At 69.4% G+C, this 19561-nt stretch carries 12 protein-coding genes; 10 read left to right on the forward strand and 2 right to left on the reverse strand.

The features are described 5' to 3' along the window. The first annotated feature begins 255 nt into the window (after positions 1 to 255). The gene (locus LW840_RS00635) at positions 256 to 1032 is read left to right on the forward strand and encodes a creatininase family protein (RefSeq protein WP_291276239.1); all 777 of its coding nucleotides are present in this window, start codon (positions 256 to 258) and stop codon (positions 1030 to 1032) included. 60 nt (positions 1033 to 1092) lie between these two features. Here the strand turns inward: LW840_RS00635 and LW840_RS00640 are convergent, their stop codons facing one another. After that, positions 1093 to 3018 carry an NAD+ synthase gene (locus LW840_RS00640; protein WP_291273748.1) on the reverse strand — a complete coding sequence of 642 codons (1926 nt, stop codon included), beginning with the start codon at positions 3016 to 3018 and terminating at the stop codon, positions 1093 to 1095. Between the two features lie 63 nt (positions 3019 to 3081). Between LW840_RS00640 and LW840_RS00645 the strand changes: the two genes are divergently transcribed. From LW840_RS00645 to LW840_RS00685, 9 genes are all read left to right on the forward strand, one after another. Further along, positions 3082 to 5148, forward strand: a complete 2067-nt coding sequence (locus LW840_RS00645) for a PBP1A family penicillin-binding protein (RefSeq protein WP_291276240.1) — start codon at positions 3082 to 3084, stop codon at positions 5146 to 5148. Positions 5149 to 5576: 428 nt separating this feature from the next. Then, a complete protein-coding gene (locus LW840_RS00650) occupies positions 5577 to 6866 on the forward strand; it encodes a hypothetical protein (RefSeq protein WP_291276241.1) in 1290 nt (429 codons plus the stop codon). Then, positions 6866 to 9148 carry a TonB-dependent receptor gene (locus LW840_RS00655; protein WP_291276242.1) on the forward strand — a complete coding sequence of 761 codons (2283 nt, stop codon included), beginning with the start codon at positions 6866 to 6868 and terminating at the stop codon, positions 9146 to 9148. Before LW840_RS00650 ends, LW840_RS00655 begins: the two co-directional genes overlap by 1 nt. Continuing rightward, positions 9149 to 9610 (forward strand): hypothetical protein, encoded by a 462-nt coding sequence (locus LW840_RS00660; protein ID WP_291266055.1) that lies wholly within the window; start codon positions 9149 to 9151, stop codon positions 9608 to 9610. Beyond that, positions 9592 to 10119 (forward strand): hypothetical protein, encoded by a 528-nt coding sequence (locus tag LW840_RS00665; protein ID WP_291276243.1) that lies wholly within the window; start codon positions 9592 to 9594, stop codon positions 10117 to 10119. Before LW840_RS00660 ends, LW840_RS00665 begins: the two co-directional genes overlap by 19 nt. A gap of 377 nt (positions 10120 to 10496) precedes the next feature. Then, entirely contained in the window at positions 10497 to 11396 is a 900-nt protein-coding gene (locus tag LW840_RS00670; RefSeq protein ID WP_291266053.1) for a prohibitin family protein, read from the forward strand. A gap of 1 nt (position 11397) precedes the next feature. Further along, a complete protein-coding gene (locus LW840_RS00675) occupies positions 11398 to 11952 on the forward strand; it encodes a hypothetical protein (RefSeq protein WP_291261214.1) in 555 nt (184 codons plus the stop codon). A 58-nt stretch (positions 11953 to 12010) separates the two neighbouring features. Further along, the gene (locus LW840_RS00680; protein ID WP_291273343.1) at positions 12011 to 15124 is read left to right on the forward strand and encodes a BamA/TamA family outer membrane protein; all 3114 of its coding nucleotides are present in this window, start codon (positions 12011 to 12013) and stop codon (positions 15122 to 15124) included. Positions 15125 to 15316: 192 nt separating this feature from the next. Then, positions 15317 to 16549, forward strand: a complete 1233-nt coding sequence (locus tag LW840_RS00685) for a porin (RefSeq protein WP_291261212.1) — start codon at positions 15317 to 15319, stop codon at positions 16547 to 16549. A gap of 71 nt (positions 16550 to 16620) precedes the next feature. On the opposite strand, the gene lon is transcribed toward LW840_RS00685, so the two are convergent. Continuing rightward, a complete protein-coding gene (lon, locus tag LW840_RS00690; protein WP_291266051.1) occupies positions 16621 to 19173 on the reverse strand; it encodes an endopeptidase La in 2553 nt (850 codons plus the stop codon). Between the last annotated feature and the right edge of the window lie 388 nt (positions 19174 to 19561).

The raw sequence follows: 19561 nt of genomic DNA on the forward strand, positions 1-19561 counted from the left end.
GCGCAGCGTCGCGCCCCCGACCCACCCACGACGCCCAGCGCAGCGTCGCGCCCCCGACCCACCCACGACGCCCAGCGCAGCGTCGGCCCGCCGGAGCCCCGACCCCGACTGCGCCGTTCGGCCCCGACCCGGCCGCACCCGCGACTGCAGGAAAGACCCCGACCGTGGTGGCGGTACCCCGACCGTAGTGGCAGTACCCCGACCGCAGTGGCAGTACCCCGACACCCCCCCCGACCCAGACCCAGACGCACGAGCATGCACGAAACACGAAGAAACGGCGTGTTGCGCGACGCCACCTTTCCGCAGATTCGCGACACGACATGGCCCGTGGCGCTGCTGCCGTTCGGCGCCACCGAGCCCCACAACACGCATCTGCCGTACGGCACCGACACCATCCTCGGCAGCGAAGTCGCCGCGCGCGTTGCCGCCGCCTGCATCGCGCGGGGCACCACGGTGGTGGCGCTCCCCGCGGTGCCCTTCGGCGTGAACACCACGCAGCTCGACCTGCCACTCACCATCAACGTCATGCCCAGCACCCAGCTGGCCATCCTGCGCGACGTGATCGGCAGTCTCGAACCCCATGGCGTACGCGGGCTCGTGCTGCTCAACGCGCACGGCGGCAACGAGCTGCGGGCGCTCGTGCGCGAGCTGCAGCCCTCCACCTCCATCATGCTTGCCATCGTGAACTGGTGGCAGGCTGCCGATCAGCAGGCGTTCACCGAGCCCGGCGACCATGCCGGGGAACTCGAGACCGCGGCCATGCTGCATGTGGCGCCGCATCTCGTGGAGCCCCACCGCAACGCCTGGGGCGACGGACGCACCAACCCCAGTACCCTCGAAGGGGTGCGCACCGGAGTCGCGTGGATGCCGCGCCGGTGGACCCAGGCCACGCACGATACCGGCGTGGGCAACCCGCGCGCGGCCAGCGCCGAGTCGGGCGCGGCGTTCATGGCGCAGGCGGTGGACCGCATTGCCGCGTTTTGCTGCGAACTGGCGATGGCCGATCCGCAGCGGCTCTGGGCGCCGCTCTAGCGGTAGGGCGTCAGCGTCCTTGCGCGTCCCCGCTGCGTTCGACGCTGGTCGCTGCCCGCGTCAGTAATCCACCGGCCGCAAATACGATTCCCCGATGCCGCTCTGGCTGAGCAGCGCCACCGCCGGCGGGCGACGCTTCCAGTGCGTGCCGTTGAGCCGCCGGGAAACGGTGGTGAGTTCGTCGTTGCCAAACCCACGCGCCCGCAGTGCCTCGTGCGAGAAGCCGTGCAGCATGCCGTTGAGAATCTGGTCGGCGCGGGCATAGCTGATTCCCAGATCGCCCTCGTCCGTCTGCCCAACGACCAGGTCGGCCGTGGGTGCCTTGTGCACCACCACATCGGGCACGCCCAGGTGGTGCGCCAGCTGCCACACCTGCGTCTTGTACAGATCGCCCAGCGGATTCACCGGCGGCGAATCGTCGGCGTGCCAGGTGAAGTAGCCCAGGAGGCGCTCCGTCTTGTTGCCCGTGCCAATGGGCAGCGCGCGATACCGCGCCGACAGATCGAAGAGGGCGATCATGCGCTGCCGCGCCATGATGTTGCCGCGGCGTTGCGCATCGGCATCGGGCTCATGGACGAGATAGCCGTCCACCGCCGCGGTGATGTCCACCGTGCGCGATTCGATGCCCAGGGCGTCGATCACCAGCTGGGCATGCTCCAGCGACTCCTGGCTGGAGGTGCGATAGGGGAGCCGTACGCCCACCACGTTCTCGCGGCCGAGGGCCTCGACGGCCAGAAACGCCGACACGGCGGAATCGACGCCGCCCGACATGCCAATCACCGCCTTGCCGAAGCCGCGCCGCGCCAGCTCTTCGCGCAGGAACCCCACCAGCCAGGACTCCGTGAGCTCGGTATCGAGCAGCAGCGACGGCGGACCGCCCTGATCACCAAGGCCGTGGCGAATGACCGGCAACTGCTCGGGGAGGGCGCGCACCACCGTGTTCGCGCGCTCGAGCAGTTCGGTCGGCACCGCGAACTCGCCGGTGGTGAAGCCGCGGGCCCCGCGCAGCAGATCGGCGGCCGCTGGTTCCGGGCCGTCGTACGACAGCGCCACCGGCCAGCCTTCGGTGACACGCTTCACATTGTCGAGCACGTGCGGCAGGGCCACGCGCAGGTCGCTCAGCAACGGGCTGTCGGCGCGCGCGCGCACCAGATCGTCGAGGTCCACCGAAATGGACACGAAGCTCTCCTCCCACACCGGCGCGCGCCCGCGGATGTCGCCCCCCGGGCCCACCAGGTGCGAGGTGCCGAAGAAGCGCTTGCCCCCCTCGCTCCCCACGAGATTGACGAAGCTGGCGAACACGCCGTGCTCCTCGGCGATGTCGCGAATGAGACGTTCCCAGCGCGCCGCGCTGTTGGGGCCGGGGACCCCGTCGGTGCGGGGCCACGGGCCACGCGCCGGCGCGGCCGAGGAGATGAAGACCACCTGCGCTCCGTCGAGGGCCGCAATGGTGCCGCTGAGGGAGTGCCAGGCATCTTCGCAGACGAGGAGCGCCGCCTTGCCCCACGGCGTTTCGAAGGCACGGATATCCGACCCGCGCTCCACGAACCGCTCCTCGTCGAAGAGGCCATAGGTGGGGAGGTAGTTCTTGCGGTGCACGTGGCGCACCTTGGGCGGGCCGTCATCGAGGCCGATGCTGAGATACGCCGCGCTGTTGTGCAGCGTGTCGCGCCAGCGCTCGTAGAAGCCGATGACCACATCGAGCGGCAGCACGTCCAGTCCGGCCGCTGCGCAGGCGGTGCGATACGCGTCGTCGAGGTCGTAGGAGAGCGACCCGGCGGTGCAGGCCACTTCGCGCACCCCGCCTTCCACGAAGTAGCCGCTGAGGGCCGTCTCCGGAAAGTGCACCACCTGCGGGCGCGGTTCGAGCGCCGCGGCCTGGGCGCAGAGACGCCCAATGCGGGCGAGGTTGCCCGCCGTATCGCCCTTGCGGGGGGCGAACTGGCAGAGCGCGAGAGTCAGCGGACGAATCGGGTCACCTGGCATAGGCGAAAGATAACCGCCTGCGGCCCCCGGATCGGTCCTGTGCCGTCCGTGTAGAATTCCCACATGCCAGCCCCGCGGTTCCTCCCGACTGCCCCACTGTGGTTCCTGCCGTCTGCCGTCTTCGTCGGTGGGGTGTTCACCCCACTGCAGGCGCAAACCGCGGCCAGTTCCGGTGAACCGTGGCGCATCATCACGCCGGCGCAGGTCACCGTGGTGCTGGGGCGCGACGGCTCGCTCATTGGCGAGATCGGGCGCGAGCGCCGGCTCAACGTGCCGTTGCGGACGCTTCCCCGGTATGTGGGGCAGGCGTTCATTGCGGTGGAGGACAAGCGTTTCTATCAGCACGATGGCGTGGATCTGGTGGGGGTGGCCGGTGCGCTCAAGGACGCCGTCACCAAGGGCAACCTCCGCGGGGCCAGCACCATCACGCAGCTGCTGGTGGGGAACATGCACCCCGATGTGATCGACCGGCGTGACCGCTCGCCGGCGCGCAAGCTGCGCGAGCAACAGGCGGCGCGGGAGATGGAGCGGCGCTACAGCAAGGAGCAGATTCTCGAGGCGTTCCTCAATCAGCTCGACTTCGGGCGCGGCGCGTTCGGCATCGAGATGGCGGCGCGTCAGTACTTCGGCAAGGGGGCCGCCGAGCTCACGCTGGCGGAGGCCGCGAGCCTCGCGAGCATGCCCAAGAGCCCCACGCTCTACGATCCGTCGCGCTACACCGCGCGCAATCGCGAACGGCGCAACACGGTGCTCGCGCTCATGGCGCAGCAGGGGTACATCACCCCGGCCCAGGCCGCCGCGGCACAGCGCGAGCCGGTGGTCACGGTGAGTCGTCAGGAGAAGCTGGCCCCGTGGGTCACCGATGTGGTGCGCGTGCAGGCCGAACGGGCCGGCGTGCCAGTCATGTCCGGCGGCTTTCGCATTCAGACCACCATCGACGCGGTGTTGCAGCGGCAGGCGCAGCGTGCGCTCTCCGAGGGGATCAACGAGATCGAAGCGCGCCCGGGCTTTCGCGGCACGCGGTGCGCCGCGAATGCGGGCACGCCGATTCCCGCGCCGGCCACCGCGCGCAAACCACGGGTAGATGCCTGTCTCGAAGGCGCGGTGGTGGTGATGGACCCGACCACCGGTGACGTACGTGCCCTGGTGGGCGGGCGGGATTACGCGCGGTCGAGCTTCAACCGTGCCATCGACGGCAACCGGCAGCCCGGCTCGAGCTTCAAGGCCTTCGTGTATGCGCAGGCCATGAGTCAGGGGCTCACGGCCAACGCCATGGTGGCCGATACCGCGCTGCGCGTGCGCCTCGAGAACGGGCAGGTGTACTCGCCCGACAACGCCGACAACGCGTTTCTCGGAGCCCTCACGCTGCGCGACGCGCTCACCCGGTCGCGAAATCCGGTGGCCGTACAGCTCGCCATGTCGGTGGGGATGGACAGCGTCATTGCGCTCGCGCGTCGCACCGGCCTGCGTTCCAGCATTGCCCCCTATCCGTCCAGCGCCCTCGGCGCGAGCGTCGTGCAGCCGCTCGACTTCGTGGCGGCGTATGCGGCATTCGACAACGGGGGCGTGTCGGTTGAGCCCCGGTTCATCGCGCGCATCGACGACCGCGCGGGGCGTCCGGTGTTTACGCCGCAAGGGGTGCCCATGCGTCCGGCCATGGATCCGCGCGTGGCGTTCATTGTGCGCGACATGCTGCAGGATGTGGTGGAGCGGGGCACGGCCACCGCGCTGCGACGCATCGTGCCGGCCCGCATCCCCGTGGCAGGGAAGACGGGTACGACCAACGACAACACCGATGTGTGGTTCGTGGGGATGACACCGGAGTTGGTGACCGGCGTGTGGTTGGGCTTCGACAAGCCGGCCATGATCGCGCCGGGGGCGGCCGGCGGCACGTTGGCGGCCCCCATTGCCGGCCGCGTGATTGCCGCCGCGTACGAAACGCGCACCGCCGGCACGTGGACACCGCCACCGGGTGTGGTGGCGGCGGAGATCGACCGGCTCACGGGGCAACCGTCCGACGGCAACACGCCGGCCGACCGGCGCTATCGCGAATGGTTCATCGAAGGCACCGAACCGGGCGCCTTGGCATGGCCCCTGAGCCTCTTCCGGCTGGGCCCGATCGGCTATTGAGCAGAGCCGGCCGTGCGCCGTCTCGTGGTGCATCCGCGCCGTGCCGCGCATCACGGCGGCACGGGGGTCGCTGGGCTCCCGTTCTCCGATTCTCTCCCGGTCCGTTCACCCACCTGCATGCGCACGCCGCTCCGTGCGGAAATGGATGCGGAGAGAATCAGGGAACCGCAGAACGGACGGACGAACCGTCGGCGATCGCGGCGCGCAGGGCACCGGGCGGGAGCCCCAGGCGCTCGGCGTGGTCGATGAGACGCTCACCGATTTCGCCATGGCTCACCACCGGCGGGCGCGGGTGACCCGTGGCGAAACATGGGCTGTCAGGGGGGCAGAATGGGGGCTCAGTGATATTGACGTCTCACTACGGATAGGCTAGGCTTGCCTCTGTTGAGAAGGTCAACTCAATAGCAACCCTGCTTTCCGAGGCCCTTATGCACGCCGTCCCCGTTCGTCCAATCAATGCCGACCCCGTTTCGCGCGCGTCCCGCGGTCTCCTGACCGCTGGTGTCGTCCTGCTCGCTGCCTGCGGTGAAGACGCCCCCACCGCCGGTAATGCCACCGCCGAGGCGACCGAATTCCGCCGTCTGGTGGTCACCGATACGGCACCCTTTGCCCGGGTATTCGACGTGGCGACGGCGCAGCGCGTGGACAGCATGGGCGGCCTGCCCTCGCGTGTGACGTACCTCTACACGGCGCGGGGGCGCATCGCCTTTGCGCACTTCCAGACGCGCAATCAGGTCTCGTTCATCGACGGCGGCGTCTTCGAACAGGCGGGCCGCGGCGTGAAGCAGGCGCCCCGCATCGTGGGCAGCTTCAGCGACCAGACGCCCATTCATGGCAACTTCAACGGCGACATGGTGTCGGTGCACTTCGATGGCTCCGGCAACGTGCGCTTCTGGAGCGAACAGGGGGTAGCGGCGGGCAACACGCAGCCGGTGCTCACCGTGCGCACGGGCAACGCGCATCATGGGGCCGGCATGTCCAACGTGGACGGCGGCTTCGTGTCGGCCTCCATTCAGGATCCGGCCAACCCGGTGCTCCCGAACGGGGTGGTCGTGTTCAACCGCCAGGGGCAGGAAGTGGCACGCAACACCAGCTGCCCGGGGCTCCATGGCCTCGCCGGCAACGCCGTGGGCAAGCTGTATGGCTGCGCCGACGGCGCGCTGCTGGTGACCACCACCGGCAACACCGTCAACTTCCAGAAGCTCGCGCACGCCACCGACCCGCGCTTTGGCGTGGGCACCGTATGGGCGCGCGAAGGCCAGCCCAACTTCCTGGTGCGCATGGCCATTCGCGGGCAGCCGGTGAGCCCCGCCACGCGCACGCTCGGCGTGACCAACGTAGCCACCCGCACCATGCAGCCCGTGTCGATGCCCGCCAATGAAATCGACTGGACCGCCGAGGTCGATTACACGGGCCGTTTCGCGCTCGTGCTGGGGCGCCTCGGCAACCTGCACGTGCTGGACATGACGACCCGTCAGGTGACCGGGACGCTGGCCGGTGTCGTGCCGCCGATGCCCACGGCGGGTGCCGTGCTCACGCCGTTCTTCGCCTTTGCGCAGGGGGTGGCGTACATGACGAGCCCCACGCAGGGACGCGTGTATGAGATTGCCATCTCCGCCACGGGTACCCCGTCGCTCAGCCGCACCATGAATGTGGGTGGCACCCCCGAGCGCATCGCCGTGCTCGGCGTGCGTGAGAACCGTACGCTGCAGCGCTGATGCCGCAGTTCCGGTCACGGCTCGCGCCGTGGCAGCAGTGCACCGTGGCGGTCGTCGTGGCGTTCTGCCCGGCGGCCGCCACGGCGCAGTTGCAGCCGCCCAAGTCCCGCGCCGATTCGCTGCGCGCTGATTCACTGCGCGCGGATTCGCTGCGGGCGGCCGCTCGGGTGCGCGGGGCGGGCGCGGCCCAGCAGTTGGGGACCGTACGCGTCACGGCCACTCAGGGCAGCGGCATTGGTCTGGTGCGCCCCACCACCGCGCTCGAGGGGCGCGAGCTCGACCGGCGACGGGCGCCTTCCATTGCCGCCACAATTGCCGGTGAACCGGGGGTCACCTCGCGCAGCAATGGGCCCATGGCCACGCAGCCGGTCATCCGCGGCCTCACGGGCGACCGTGTGCTGGTACTCGAGGACGGGCAGCGCACGGGAGACATTGCGACCACGGCCCCCGATCATGCCGTCACCATCGACCCCATGACGGCGCGTCGCGTGGAAGTCGTGCGCGGCCCCGCCGGCCTGCTCTTTGGCAGCAACAGTCTTGGTGGCGTGGTGAATGTCGTCCGTGACGATGTCCCCACGGCGCGCGCGGCGCGTGCGCTGGGTGGGACATTCAGTGGCCAAGGTGAGTCGGTGAACGACGGTGGCGTCCTGCACGGCCAGTTGCACGGTGGCACCGGTGCCCTCGCCTGGCGCGCCGGCGGCTCGTGGCGCACCGCCGGCGATACGCGCGCGCCGCGCGGCGTGCTCCCCTTCTCCGATGTGCGCGGGCACGACGCCGGTGCCGGCATTGGTCTGGTCGATCTGGTCACCGAACTCGGCACGTGGCGCGTGGGCGCGGCCGTGCGCGATGTGGCCAGCAGCTACGGCGTGCCGGGGAGCTTTGGCGGCGTGGTGCTGCCGGGGGCGCACGATGGTGGCGTGTACGTGGACTTGAGCCGGCGCAGCGTGCGCGGCGACGCCTCGTGGCGTGCCAATGACGCCGAGTCGCCAGCCCCGGCGCGCTGGTGGCCGCGATTCACGCAGGCCAATCTGTCGTCGCAGTTCGTGCGTTTCGAACAGTCCGAGCTCGAGCGTGGCGGCTTCGTGGGCACCCGCTTCGGGCAGCTGATGGCCAACGGGGATCTGCTGGTGCAGTACACGCGACGCGCCGGCGTACCGGTGCGGGGCAGCGCGGGTGGCTGGGCGCAATGGCGCGACTTCCGGGCGACGGGCAGCTTCACCGGCACGCGTCCCGGCGTGCTGCGCGGGGCTGCGCTCTTTGCCATGGAAGAATGGGAACTCGACGCGCTCTTTGGCGGGCGGGCCGTGCGCCTGCAGTGGGGTGGACGCTGGGATGCCACCAGCATCGTGCCGCTCGACAGCACGGAAACCGCGCTCGTGCGCGACGTGCGCACCCGTCGCTTCTCCGCACCCACCGGGAGCCTCGGGGCCACCGTGGCCCTGCGCCCGGGCTTCGTGCTGGGCATGAGCGCCACGCGCGCCTTTCGCCCACCCGCCATTGAAGAGCTCTTCTCTGCAGGGCCGCACCTTGCCACCTACGCCTACGAAGTGGGCAATCCGCAATTGCGCGCCGAACGGGGATACGGACTGGATCTCTTCGCGCGTTTCCAACAGCGGCGCGTGAACGGCGAAGTCGCGGTCTTCAGCACCCGCCTGGCCGACTACATCTACCAGCGGCCGCTGGTGGACAGCATCACCGGCGCCCCCGTGCGCGATCGCCGGCTGCGCCGGTACAACGTGTACCAGGCCGACCAGAGTGATGCGCGGCTGTACGGGGCCGAGGGGCGCGTCGTGATCACCGTGCCCCGCGTAACGGGTACGGTGCTCGATGCCACGGTGTCGTGGGTGCAGGGCGATCAACGCGCCGGCCTGGCGTGGGCGCCATTGCCGGCCATGCCCCCGTTGCGTTCGCGGGTGCAGCTGCGCCGCGATGGCCGCGCGTGGAGCGTGTCGGCGGGCCTCGATGCGGCGCTGCGCCAGCGCCGGGTGCCACCGGCTCCCGCCACGATTGGTGCCGTGACCTGCGTGCTCTCCGCCTCGGAGGCGGTGCGTGGCGCCGGCGCGCCGTCGCTGCTGCCGGCCGAGTTCTGTCCCACCGATGGGTGGGTGCAGGGGCAGGCGAGCGTGTCGCGTCGCTGGCTGATGGGGCGGCAGCTGCACGAGATCACCACCGCGGTGGACAATCTCTTCAATACCGACTGGCGCGACCATCTCTGGCGCGCCAAGCAGGTGGCCCCGCAGCCGGGACGCAATCTCCGGCTGCTGTATCGCTGGAGCTGGTGAATGGCCCGACTTCGTGCTGTCCTGATGCTGCTCGCGCTCGCCGGTCTGGCGGCCTGTGAACATCCCATCGCCGTGGTGACCCCCCACGCGGAGGTGGCCGACCTCGTGTTCACCGACTCCAGCAGCGCCGCGGTGGTCATGCGCACCACCGACAATCGCGTGTGGAACGAGACGCCGCTCGTGCTCTGCGAGGGAGAGATGCGGACGCTGGTGCCGCAGGCGCTCGATTTCCGCGGCGTGCCGGTGGATCTCGTGTCGCGTCGCGATCTCGAGATTCGCGGCGAGAGTGTGGAGCCGAATGTGGTATGGGAGCCGCTGCGTGGTCGCGGTCGATTGATCGCGCTTGCACCGGGCACGACCCGCGTGCGCTTTCTCGTGTGGCACCTCACGCACGCCGACCTCGTGTCGCCGTGGCTCGAGGTGCGTGTCCAACCCAGGGCGGCGTGTCCGCGCCCCCGCTGACGATGGAGCTCATCATGACCTGGGCCACCGCTCGCGTTCGCTGGACGCGTCGCGCCACTCTTCTTTCGCTCGGTATCGCGGTTGCCTGCGGCGGTGGCGGCGACATCGCCGCGCCACCACCGGCAGCCCCGCGCCTGCAGATCGCGAGCGTCCTGGTGGAAGATCCCGCCACCGGTACCGTGTACTTCTCGCATGACGACCACTGGCACGGATTCCCCACGGTAACCGCGGGTGCCCCTCGTCGCCTGCTCATGCACTTCGTGAAGCAGGGGCGCGCCCCCGACGACCACGACATGCCGCCACGCAACGAGTGGTTCACCCTGGCGCCCCATGCCGACCACTCGCTGCCCGTGGTCATCGAGGACCCGACACGCGCACGGTGGGAAGGGGACCGGCTGGGAGGCGCCCTCACCGGCCAGCAGGCCGGCGCGTCTCGGCTCAACATCCGGGTGTTTCGCGGGACGACCACGGTGTGGGAAGCACCGCCGCTCAACTTCATCGTGCGCTGACGGCGCGGCGAAGGGGCGCGGGCCACCTCCGGGTCCAAACCCTGTTTCAACCGCCCGTACCATGAAAGGTTCCTCTCATTCACATTGAAATTGTCAATGTGTGATGTCTGAAGAATCAATTATGGAAAAACATTGCGGATTTCTAACATTCCGGTCGAAGGGGAGTAGCGCCATGCGCGCCGCTGAGGGGCGGCTGCGCATGTTGCCGATTCGTCAACACTGCGCCAGCGAGAGCGCACGGATCGGTGAGTCGCCATGCAGAGGCGATGGGCGAGACCTTCGCGACCGCGGGATCGGTCGTGTCGCAAATGCGCACGACCCGAAGATCCCGCGGAATTCGCGGAGGACTCGCCCTTCGCACATCCGGATGTCTGACCATGCGTCTGTTTCCATCTGCCTCCCGCCCTGTGCTGGGCCTGCTGTGTGTTCTGCCACTCGCCACCGGCTGCGCCACCATCCGCCAGGATGAGATCGGCGTCAAGACCTCCTTCGGCCGCATCTCGAGCGGGCCACTGCAGCCGGGTGCCCAGTTCATCATTCCCGGCGTGAACTCCGTGCTGCGCGTACCGGCGCGCGTGGTGAACCGCGAAGTGCGTCTGGAGATGCCGTCCAAGGAAGGGCTGAACGTGGCGGCGGAAGTGTCCATCCTCTACCGCGCCAAGACCGAGAACATCCGGCAGATCCTCGAAACGAGCGGCACGCGGTACGAAGAGGACGTGATCATCCCGGTGTTCCGCTCGGCCGCCGCCGACGTGTCGGCCCGCTACATGGCGAAGGACATGCACAGCGGGACCCGTATCGGCATCGAGCAGGCCATCCGCACGCAGATGATGGAGACGCTCGAGCCCAAGGGCTTCGTGGTGGAGAACGTGCTGCTCAAGAGCATCCGTCTGCCGGCGGACCTGGCGCGCGCCATCGAGGAGAAGCTCGAGGCCGAGCAGCGCTCGGAGCAGATGCGCTTCGTGCTCGATCGTGAGAAGCAGGAGGCCGAGCGTCGCACCATCGAGGCGCAGGGTATCCGCGACTCGTGGGCGATCATCGCGCAGGGGCTCACCCCGTCGATCATCTCGTACCAGTCCATCGAGGCGTTCCGCGAACTGGCGCGCAGTCCGAATGCCAAGGTCATCGTGACGGACGGGCGGGCGCCCATGCTGCTGACGAACGAGATGAGCGGCATGCCCAGCGTGACGACGCCGACGACCACGGTGGAGCCGGTGGCGCCGCGCCGCATCGTGCGTCCGACCATGCCGACGACGTCGACGCCGCGCCAGCCGTAACGTGCGCGTCCTCCGGCACCCCCTGAGCGTCGCCGGTGCGGCGTGCGCGGCCCTGTTCGTGTGTGCCCCCCCGGCCCACGGGCAGTGGTCCGCCGCCCCGGCGGTGGCTTTGGGGGTGGCCATTCCGGGGGGCACGCTGCGCGATGTCGTGGCCGAGGGGGTCACGGCGAAGGCCGGCGTCTGGATGCGCGCCCCGCGGGTGCCCGTAGGGGTGACGGCCGAGGCCATGTTCACCCACCTGCGCGGCGACCGCCGCGGGGCCGACGATGGCGCGCTGCAGGTGGGCGCCATGCTGTTCAATGTCACGTCGCGTCGCCATGAGGGGCGTCTCGATCCGTACGGCACGATCGGGGCCGGATGGTATCTGTTCAACAATCCCGAGAATCGTTTTCGCGAGCGCCATGCCCCAGGAGTGAACGTGGGGATCGGCGAGGTCATCGCCGTGGGCGATCGCGACTACTTCGTGGAAGTGCGACTGCACGCCATGTACACCGCCAATACGACCGGTCGGGGCTGGACCACATTCCTGCCGCTCATGGCGGGCATTCGTTTCTGAGACATTCACCGATGGCGGGCCTCACGGGCCGGCCATCGCGCCACTACAAGAGGTCCGCATGCTCCATCGATCGGCTGGGCGCACCCGTGTGCGACCGCGCATCGTTCGGGTGCTTGCGTGTCTGGCCGCAGCGCTGGTGTGGTTGCCGCTCCCACTCCACGCGCAGTACTTCGGACAGAATCGCGTGCGCTGGGAACGGTTCGACGTGCAGGTGCTGCGCACGGCGCACTTCGACATTCACTTCGACAAGGCCGCCGAGCCCACGGTGCGCGAAACGGCCCGCAAGGCGGAGCGGTGGTACGAGCGCCTGTCGTCGCTGCTCGGCCACACCTTCACCCAGCGCAAGCCGCTGGTGCTGTACACCAATCATCCCGACTTCCAGCAGACCACGCTGTCCGACACCCCGCTCAGCGAGGGGACGCGCGGGTTCGCCGAGTCGCTGCGTGACCGGCTGGTCATGCCGCTTACCGGGGTGGGCGCCGAGAACGATCACGTGCTGGGGCACGAGATCGCGCACCTCTTCCAGTTCGACATGGCGCGGCAGGTGAAGGGCGGCAACGGCCTGATGCAGCTGCCGCTCTGGTTCGTGGAAGGGATGGCCGAGTACGTGTCGCTCGGAAGCGACGACCCCAATACCGCCATGTGGTTGCGCGCGGCGCTCGCCGCCGGCGAGTTGCCGGGCATCGATGCGCTCACCACCGATCCGCGCCTGTTCCCCTATCGCTACGGGCATGCCTTCTGGGCCTATCTGGGTGGGCGCTTCGGCGACGATGCGCTGGCGGCATTCTTTCTGGACGCGGTGGCGGTGGGGGTGCGCGCCGGCATCGTGCGCACGCTGGGCGTGTCGGCGGAAGCGCTGGAGAACGACTGGCACGCGCACATTCTCGCGGCGTACGGCACACTCCTGGAGCAGCGTGAGAACATCGATGTCATTGGCACCGCGCTGAGCGCGGCGCCGGAGCGCGGCGGTTTCGCCCTCAACCCGCAGCTGAGCCCCGATGGGGCGTGGCTGACCTACATCGGCCGCGACGCGCTTGGTCAGGTGGACGTGCGACTGCGCAACATGGCCACCGGGCGCGACGTGCGGTCCTTCGGGAACCTCGCCCGTGATGGCCACACCGATGCCATTGCCTTTCTGTACGCATCGGGGGCGTGGTCCCCGGACTCGCGTCAGTACGTCCTGGTGGTGACGCGCGCCGGCGATTCGGAGTTGGCCATTTTCGACGTCATGCGGGGGACGCTCCTGCAGCGCATTCGCGTGCCGGGGGTGCAATCCATCAGTGCCGTGTCCTGGTCGCCCGATGGACGGCAGCTGGCCATTGCCGGCACGAGCAACGGGCAGGGCGACCTGTTCCTGTTCGACCTCGCCGAACGACGCACACAGCGGCTCACGAACGATGCCTTCACCGAGTTGCACCCGGCCTGGGCGCCGAACGGCCGGTACATTGCGGTCGCAACCGACCGGCACGCGGAAACCGACCTGGCAACGCTCGCGTATGGTCGGCTGCGACTGGCCCTGGTGGATCCGGTGGGCGGGCGCATGCGGGCGCTCCCCGACCTGGGCGCGGACGCGCGCATGATCAACCCCCAGTGGAGTGGCGACAGCCGTTCCCTGTATTTCATCGGTGACGTGGATGGTGTGGCCGATGTGTTTCGTCTCGACCTGGCTCGCGGCGCGTTCGATCAGCTGACGCAGCTGCGCACGGGCGTGGCCGGCATCACGGCGCGTTCCCCGGCGCTCACGGTGTCACCGGCGACGAACACCGTGGTGGTCACCGTATTCGATCGCGATGGCTACCAGATGGTCGCGCTCGACCGGAGCCGGGTGGAGAGTTACCAGCGGCTGGCCGACGACGAAGTGGCGCTGACCGCGCCGATCATGCAGAGTGGCGGGGGCATCCTGCCGCCGCACACGGAATCTCCGGTGCCCATCGTGGACGCCATGCTGGCCGATGGCGTGAGCGGATTGCCGGGGCCCACGGCGGGCGCGGCCACGGTCGCCCGCTACCGGCCGCGCTTTGGCCTCGAGGGACTGGGGCTCCCGGCGGCCGGTGTGGCGGCCGGCTCGAACGGCGCCGCCGTGGGCGGTGGCCTGAGTGTGTTCTGGGGAGACCTGCTGGGACGCCGGCGGCTGGGCATTGCGGTCCAGGCCCAGGGACGCGTGCAGGACGTGGGCGGGCAGGTGCTGTACGTGAATGCCGTCTCGCGGTGGAACGTATTTGCTACGCTGGGTCGCACCCCGCTGCCCGCTGCGTTCAACAGCGTGGCGCCGATCCGTGTGCGGGATGCCTCGGGGAACCTGCGCGACGCCACGCTGGTGGAGCAGGGGATCGCGCGTACCCTGGTGCACGAGGGGACACTGGGCGCGCAGTACCCGTTCTCGCGTACCCGACGCGTGGAGTTTGCCTTCACGGGCACACGGCTCACGCAGGACTTCGACGTGACCCAGCAGGTGGTGGACAACGTCACCGGGCGCGTGCTCGACCGGCGTCGCTCGACGGGGAGTGCCGGTGAGGCAATCCAGTACGCCCAGTCGAGTGCGGCCTTCGTGGGGGACAACGCGGTGTTCGGTCCGGCCTCACCACTCGATGGCTGGCGCTACCGCGCCGAAGTACAGCAGACGGTGGGGCGCACGCAATTCACCGGGGTGACGGTCGATGGGCGATGGTACCAGCCGCTCTGGCGTGGCGCGCTGGCCTTCCGGGCCATGCACACGGGGCGCTACGGCCGTGACGACAGCCAGGCATTGCTCGCCCCCATGTTCGTGGGCGCGGGCACGCTGGTGCGCGGCTATGCGGCCGAATCGCTGGCGGAGCGCGAGTGCGGCCGGTCGGCGTTCGGGCCGTGTCCCTCGTTCGATGGGCTGCTGGGATCGCGCATGGCGGTGGCGAACGTGGAGTACCGACTCCCCATCAACCGGCTGGGCGTTCGGGGGCTCGCCATGGAAGTGGCGCCATTCCTCGACGCCGGGATGGCGTGGCGGGGCGGCGATGCGCTGTCGCTGCGGCCGCGGGCGCTGCAGAACGCCGACGCGGTGCGGCGGCCGGTGCTGTCGCATGGGATCAGCACCCGCCTCAATCTCGGCGCGATCATCGTGGAGATGTTCCACGCGCGGCCCGTGCACCGCCGCGGTGGCGGGGTGTTCGGACTGAATCTGGCACCGGGGTGGTGAGGGAGTGCGGCTGCGCAGGCAGGATGTCGGCACGCGCTTCGCGAACGGGGGGCAGGCGCGGCAGGGGCTCTCCCTCACCGTTGGGCCCGGCAAGTTGGGGGCGCAGGGGCCGAACGGGGCGGGGACGTCCACGCGCATGCGCAGGTTGACCCTCTGCGACGTGCGGCGCGGTGCCGCGGCGGCACCGCCACCGTGATCAGCATTCCGCGGGGCAGCCTTCCGCCGCTCGCGCTCTCCCTCGTTGCGGCAATGTCACTGGGGGCGCAGTCGGCACCGCCGTCGTCGCCCACGTCACGCACCGACGATGAGCGTGGCAGCATCGACCTCGCATTCGGCGACGAGATGCGCCTGAGCATGGGGGGATACCTGCAGGTGGACGGGCGCTGGGCATCGGGGCCGCAATCGCGGGCCCCTGACGGCCTGCTGCTGCGCCGCGCACGCCTGGTTTTCGATGCCTCGCGTGCCGACGGGTGGCATGTCCGGTTGCAGCCCGACTTCGGCCAGGGGCGCGTGCTGGTGCAGGACGCCTTCGTGGGGTGGCGCGACCGGCGCACCACCGCACGGATCGGGCGCTTTCGACCGGCCTACGGCACCGAGCGCATGCAGTCGTCCAGCACATTGCTCTTTCCGGAGCGGAGTATCGTGAATACGCTCATGCCGAGTCGCAGCATGGGAGCGCAGGTCACGCACCAGCGGGGTCATGTCACCGTGGCCGCCGGCGGCTTTCGCACGCCGATCGGGTCGGACGTTCCGGTGGTGGATACCGATGGCGATGTGCGCGCCACCAATGGCGTGGGCTACGACCTGCTGGGCCGTGCGAACTGGCGCGTGGTGCGTGGTTCACGGTACGCCGATATCCAGGGCAGCCTGCTGGCGGGGCAGGAGCGCGGCACTGCCGAGAATCCCGCGGTTGCCCGCCTGCTGTCGGTCGGGCAGCTGCCGCTGGTGGTCTTTCGCGACGGCGCGACGGAGGCCACGACGGTCATTGCCGACGGTGCACGCGGCCGCTGGTCACTGGGGGGCGTGCTGGGCACGGCGCGCACGATGGTGGGCGTGGAACGTGCGCAGCAGTGGCAGCGGCTGCGTTTCGCGGCGGCGCGGCAGCAGGTGCAGGCCACGGCGTGGTCGCTGCGTGCCGCCACGGCCTGGGGTGGCACGCGCAACGCCAATCAGGAGATCACGCCGCGGCACCGTCGCGGTGCGTTGGAATTGGGCGTGCGGGCCGGCCAGCTGCAGCTCGACACGCCGGCGGGCGTGACCCTCCTGGCGGATGGGTCCCGCCCGCTGGTGCGCACGGCCGGTGCTGCCGTGGGGTGGATCCCCACCATCTCCACCCGCCTGAGTGTCGCCCTCGATGTCACGTGGCCCGGCTTTGGCGGCTCCACGGAGCGTGTGGCCGTGATGCGGTGGCAGCAGGGGTTCTGACCGGGCACCTGGCGAGGGGTGGCGGCAACCTCGGTCTGCCGCCTGTTTCTTGGCCGCCGTGACACCCGCAGTCACACGCCTACCAGCTCCTCCACCGCCTCCTCCACCGGTGCCTGCACCAGCGCGATCTTCAGTACGTCCCGCAGCGTCTCGACGCAGTGGAAGGTGAGCTGCCGGCGCACCTCCTCCGGCACATCCTCGAGGTCGGCCTCGTTGGCCTTGGGCACGATCACTTCCTTGATGCCGGCGCGATGCGCGCCCAGCACCTTCTCCTTCACGCCGCCAATCGGCAGCACGCGGCCCCGCAGCGTGATCTCGCCCGTCATCGACACGTCGCGCCGCACCTTGCGATTCGACATTTCGCTCACGAGCGCCGTGGCGATGGCGATGCCCGCACTGGGCCCATCCTTGGGAATCGCGCCGGCCGGCACGTGAATGTGCGCTTCGCTGGCGCTCGCCACGCGCTCCGCCGGAATGCCCAGCACCTCGGCGTTGTTGGTGGCGTAGGTGAGGGCAGCGCGCGCGCTTTCCTTCATCACGTCGCCAAGCTGGCCGGTGAGAATGAGGGAGATGGGCCCCACCCGCACCACGTTGGTGTCGTCGTCGCGCGTCTGCGGGGCGGTGCCCCGGCGGATGCTCGCCTCCACGAACATGATGTCGCCGCCCATGGGCGTGTAGTACATGCCCGTGGAGATCCCGACCTCGTCGTGCTCCGCCGCGCGCTCGGGATGCACCTTGGGACGCCCCAGCAGCTCGCGCACTTCGCCGTCGCTGATCACCTTGTCGTCGATCGTGGCCGTGTCCCCCATGGCGACACGCCGCGCGACCTTCCGCGCCACCGCCCCCAGCTGCCGCTCGAGCTGGCGCACGCCGCTTTCGCGGGTGTACTCGCTGATCACCTTCATGATGGCGTCGTCCGTGAAGGAGAGCTCGCGGTTGGAAAGCCCCGACTCCTCCAGCTGACGCGGCACCAGGTAGGTCTTCGCGATCTCCGCCTTCTCCCGCTCGGTGTAACCGCTGAACTCCACCACTTCCATGCGGTCGAGCAGCGGACCGGGGATGTTCTGGATGAAATTCGACGTGGCGATGAACAGCACTTCGCTGAGGTCGAAGGGCACCCCGAGGTAGTGGTCGGTGAAGGAGTCGTTCTGCGCCGGGTCGAGCACCTCGAGCAGGGCGCTGGACGGGTCGCCCTGATACGACTGCCCCAGCTTGTCCACCTCGTCGAGCAGGAAGACGGGATTGCGCGTCCCGGCCTGCTTCATTCCCTGAATGATGCGGCCCGGCATTGCGCCCACATACGTGCGGCGGTGGCCGCGAATGTCGGCCTCGTCGCGCGCACCGCCCAGCGCCACGCGCACGTACTCGCGGCCGAGCGCGCGGGCAATGCTCTTGGCAATCGATGTCTTGCCCACTCCCGGAGGACCGTTGAAGAGCAGGATGGGCCCGCGGGCCATGGCGCGCGCCTTGGCTTCCCGGGTGTCGGTGATCTGGCGGTCTTCCTCGCCGTTCCCAAGCGCGGGCGTGGCGTCGGTGGCTTCCCCCTTCAACTTCGATACGGGGAACTCACCGGTCGTCGCGACTTCAGCCGCCACCTGCTGCGCCCGCAGCTGCCGCACGGCGAGGAACTCGAGCACGCGATCCTTCACGTCCTTGAGCCCGTAGTGATCCTCGTCGAGGATCTCCCCGGCGCGCGCCAGTTCGAGGTGGTCGTCGCTGCGCGCGTTCCACGGCAGCTCGGCGATCCACTCGAGATAGGTGCGGATGACCTGCGCCTCCATACTTTCGCGGCCGGCACGCTCCAGGCGCCCCAGCTCGCGCTCCACCTCGGCGCGCGCCTCCTTGGGCAGCAGGAGCTTGCTGAGCTTCTCCCGAAGCTCGCTGATCTCCTTGCCGGTGTCGTCGTCGCCGAGCTCCTTCTGAATGGCCTTGAGCTGTTCGCGCAGGAACATTTCGCGCTGGCGCTCGCCGAGCTCCTCCTGGACCTGACTCTTGATGTCTTCCTGGGCTTCGAGCAGGCCGATCTGTCGCTGCACGTGCACGAGCACGCGGCGCAACCGCTCTTCCACGCTGAGCGTTTCCAGCAGCCCCTGCTTCTCGGGCACGGTGAGCTCGATGTAGCCGGCCACGAGGTCGGCGAAGCGACCGGCGTCCTCGACCGAGTCGAGCACCTGATGCACCACCTCTTCGGGCAGTCCGCGCTTCTCACCAAGCTCGGCGGCCCGCTCGCGGGCTTCCTTGTGGAGCGCGGTGAATGCCGGATCCTTGAGATCCAGCGGCATCATCTCTTCGGCGGGCACGATCACGGACGTGAGATAGCCGTCCTGCTCGCCATAGTGCAGGGCGGTGGCGCGCTGTTCCCCCTGCAGCAACAGCTGTACGCCGCCGAGGCCACGCTGCACCTGGCCGATCCGCGCAATGACACCGGTGCTGAACAGGATATCGGCGGTGGGCTCCTCGGTGTTGTCGCGCTGCGCCACTGCGAAGACAAGCCGGTCGCCCTTGAGCGCCGTTTCGATGGCGCGCAGGGTACCGGGCCGCCCGGCGGCGATGGGGGCGGTGATTCCGGGAAACATGACCGTCCCACGCAACGGGAGGACGGGGAGGGTCTGGCGCTGACTCATGGGAATTCCTGAGCAAAAGGATTGGCGTCCTCACTGGAGCACGATCCGCACCGCGCAAATTGCGTCACGACGGCAGGGACGCGTCAGGGCGCGGCACATCACACTGTCACGGTGGCGGACCTGGCGCGTATTCCGGCTGAATCGGCAGGCGCTCCGCACGCCGGCTTCCCCGTCCCCACCGTGCGCGCTGCGCCGGCGGTCGCGCCACCGCGATGCCCACGGCTGTGTGGCGTCCTCTGCCGCCACGCCCCCATCCCACCGCTGGTCACCGGACTGCGCGAAACCCGTGCCGCGGGGGAAGCCGCTGCCGGGGGGTGAGTCAATCTGCAACTTTGCGGGGGGGACTCTACGTAGTGCCCACACACCTTCCGTTCGTCCCATGCTGTCG

It is taken from the genome of Gemmatimonas sp. (assembly GCF_021298855.1).
GTDB lineage: Bacteria > Gemmatimonadota > Gemmatimonadetes > Gemmatimonadales > Gemmatimonadaceae > Gemmatimonas.

What these genes read in the sequence shown, in the direction of transcription:
- LW840_RS00645 (WP_291276240.1), top strand. Translation starts at nt 3,082, where the DNA reads ATGCCAGCCCCGCGGTTCCTCCCGACTGCCCCACTGTGGTTCCTGCCG.
- LW840_RS00640 (WP_291273748.1), bottom strand. Translation starts at nt 3,018, where the DNA reads ATGCCAGGTGACCCGATTCGTCCGCTGACTCTCGCGCTCTGCCAGTTC.
- LW840_RS00655 (WP_291276242.1), top strand. Translation starts at nt 6,866, where the DNA reads ATGCCGCAGTTCCGGTCACGGCTCGCGCCGTGGCAGCAGTGCACCGTG.
- LW840_RS00680 (WP_291273343.1), top strand. Translation starts at nt 12,011, where the DNA reads ATGCTCCATCGATCGGCTGGGCGCACCCGTGTGCGACCGCGCATCGTT.
- LW840_RS00650 (WP_291276241.1), top strand. Translation starts at nt 5,577, where the DNA reads ATGCACGCCGTCCCCGTTCGTCCAATCAATGCCGACCCCGTTTCGCGC.
- LW840_RS00670 (WP_291266053.1), top strand. Translation starts at nt 10,497, where the DNA reads ATGCGTCTGTTTCCATCTGCCTCCCGCCCTGTGCTGGGCCTGCTGTGT.
- lon (WP_291266051.1), bottom strand. Translation starts at nt 19,173, where the DNA reads ATGAGTCAGCGCCAGACCCTCCCCGTCCTCCCGTTGCGTGGGACGGTC.
- LW840_RS00660 (WP_291266055.1), top strand. Translation starts at nt 9,149, where the DNA reads ATGGCCCGACTTCGTGCTGTCCTGATGCTGCTCGCGCTCGCCGGTCTG.
- LW840_RS00635 (WP_291276239.1), top strand. Translation starts at nt 256, where the DNA reads ATGCACGAAACACGAAGAAACGGCGTGTTGCGCGACGCCACCTTTCCG.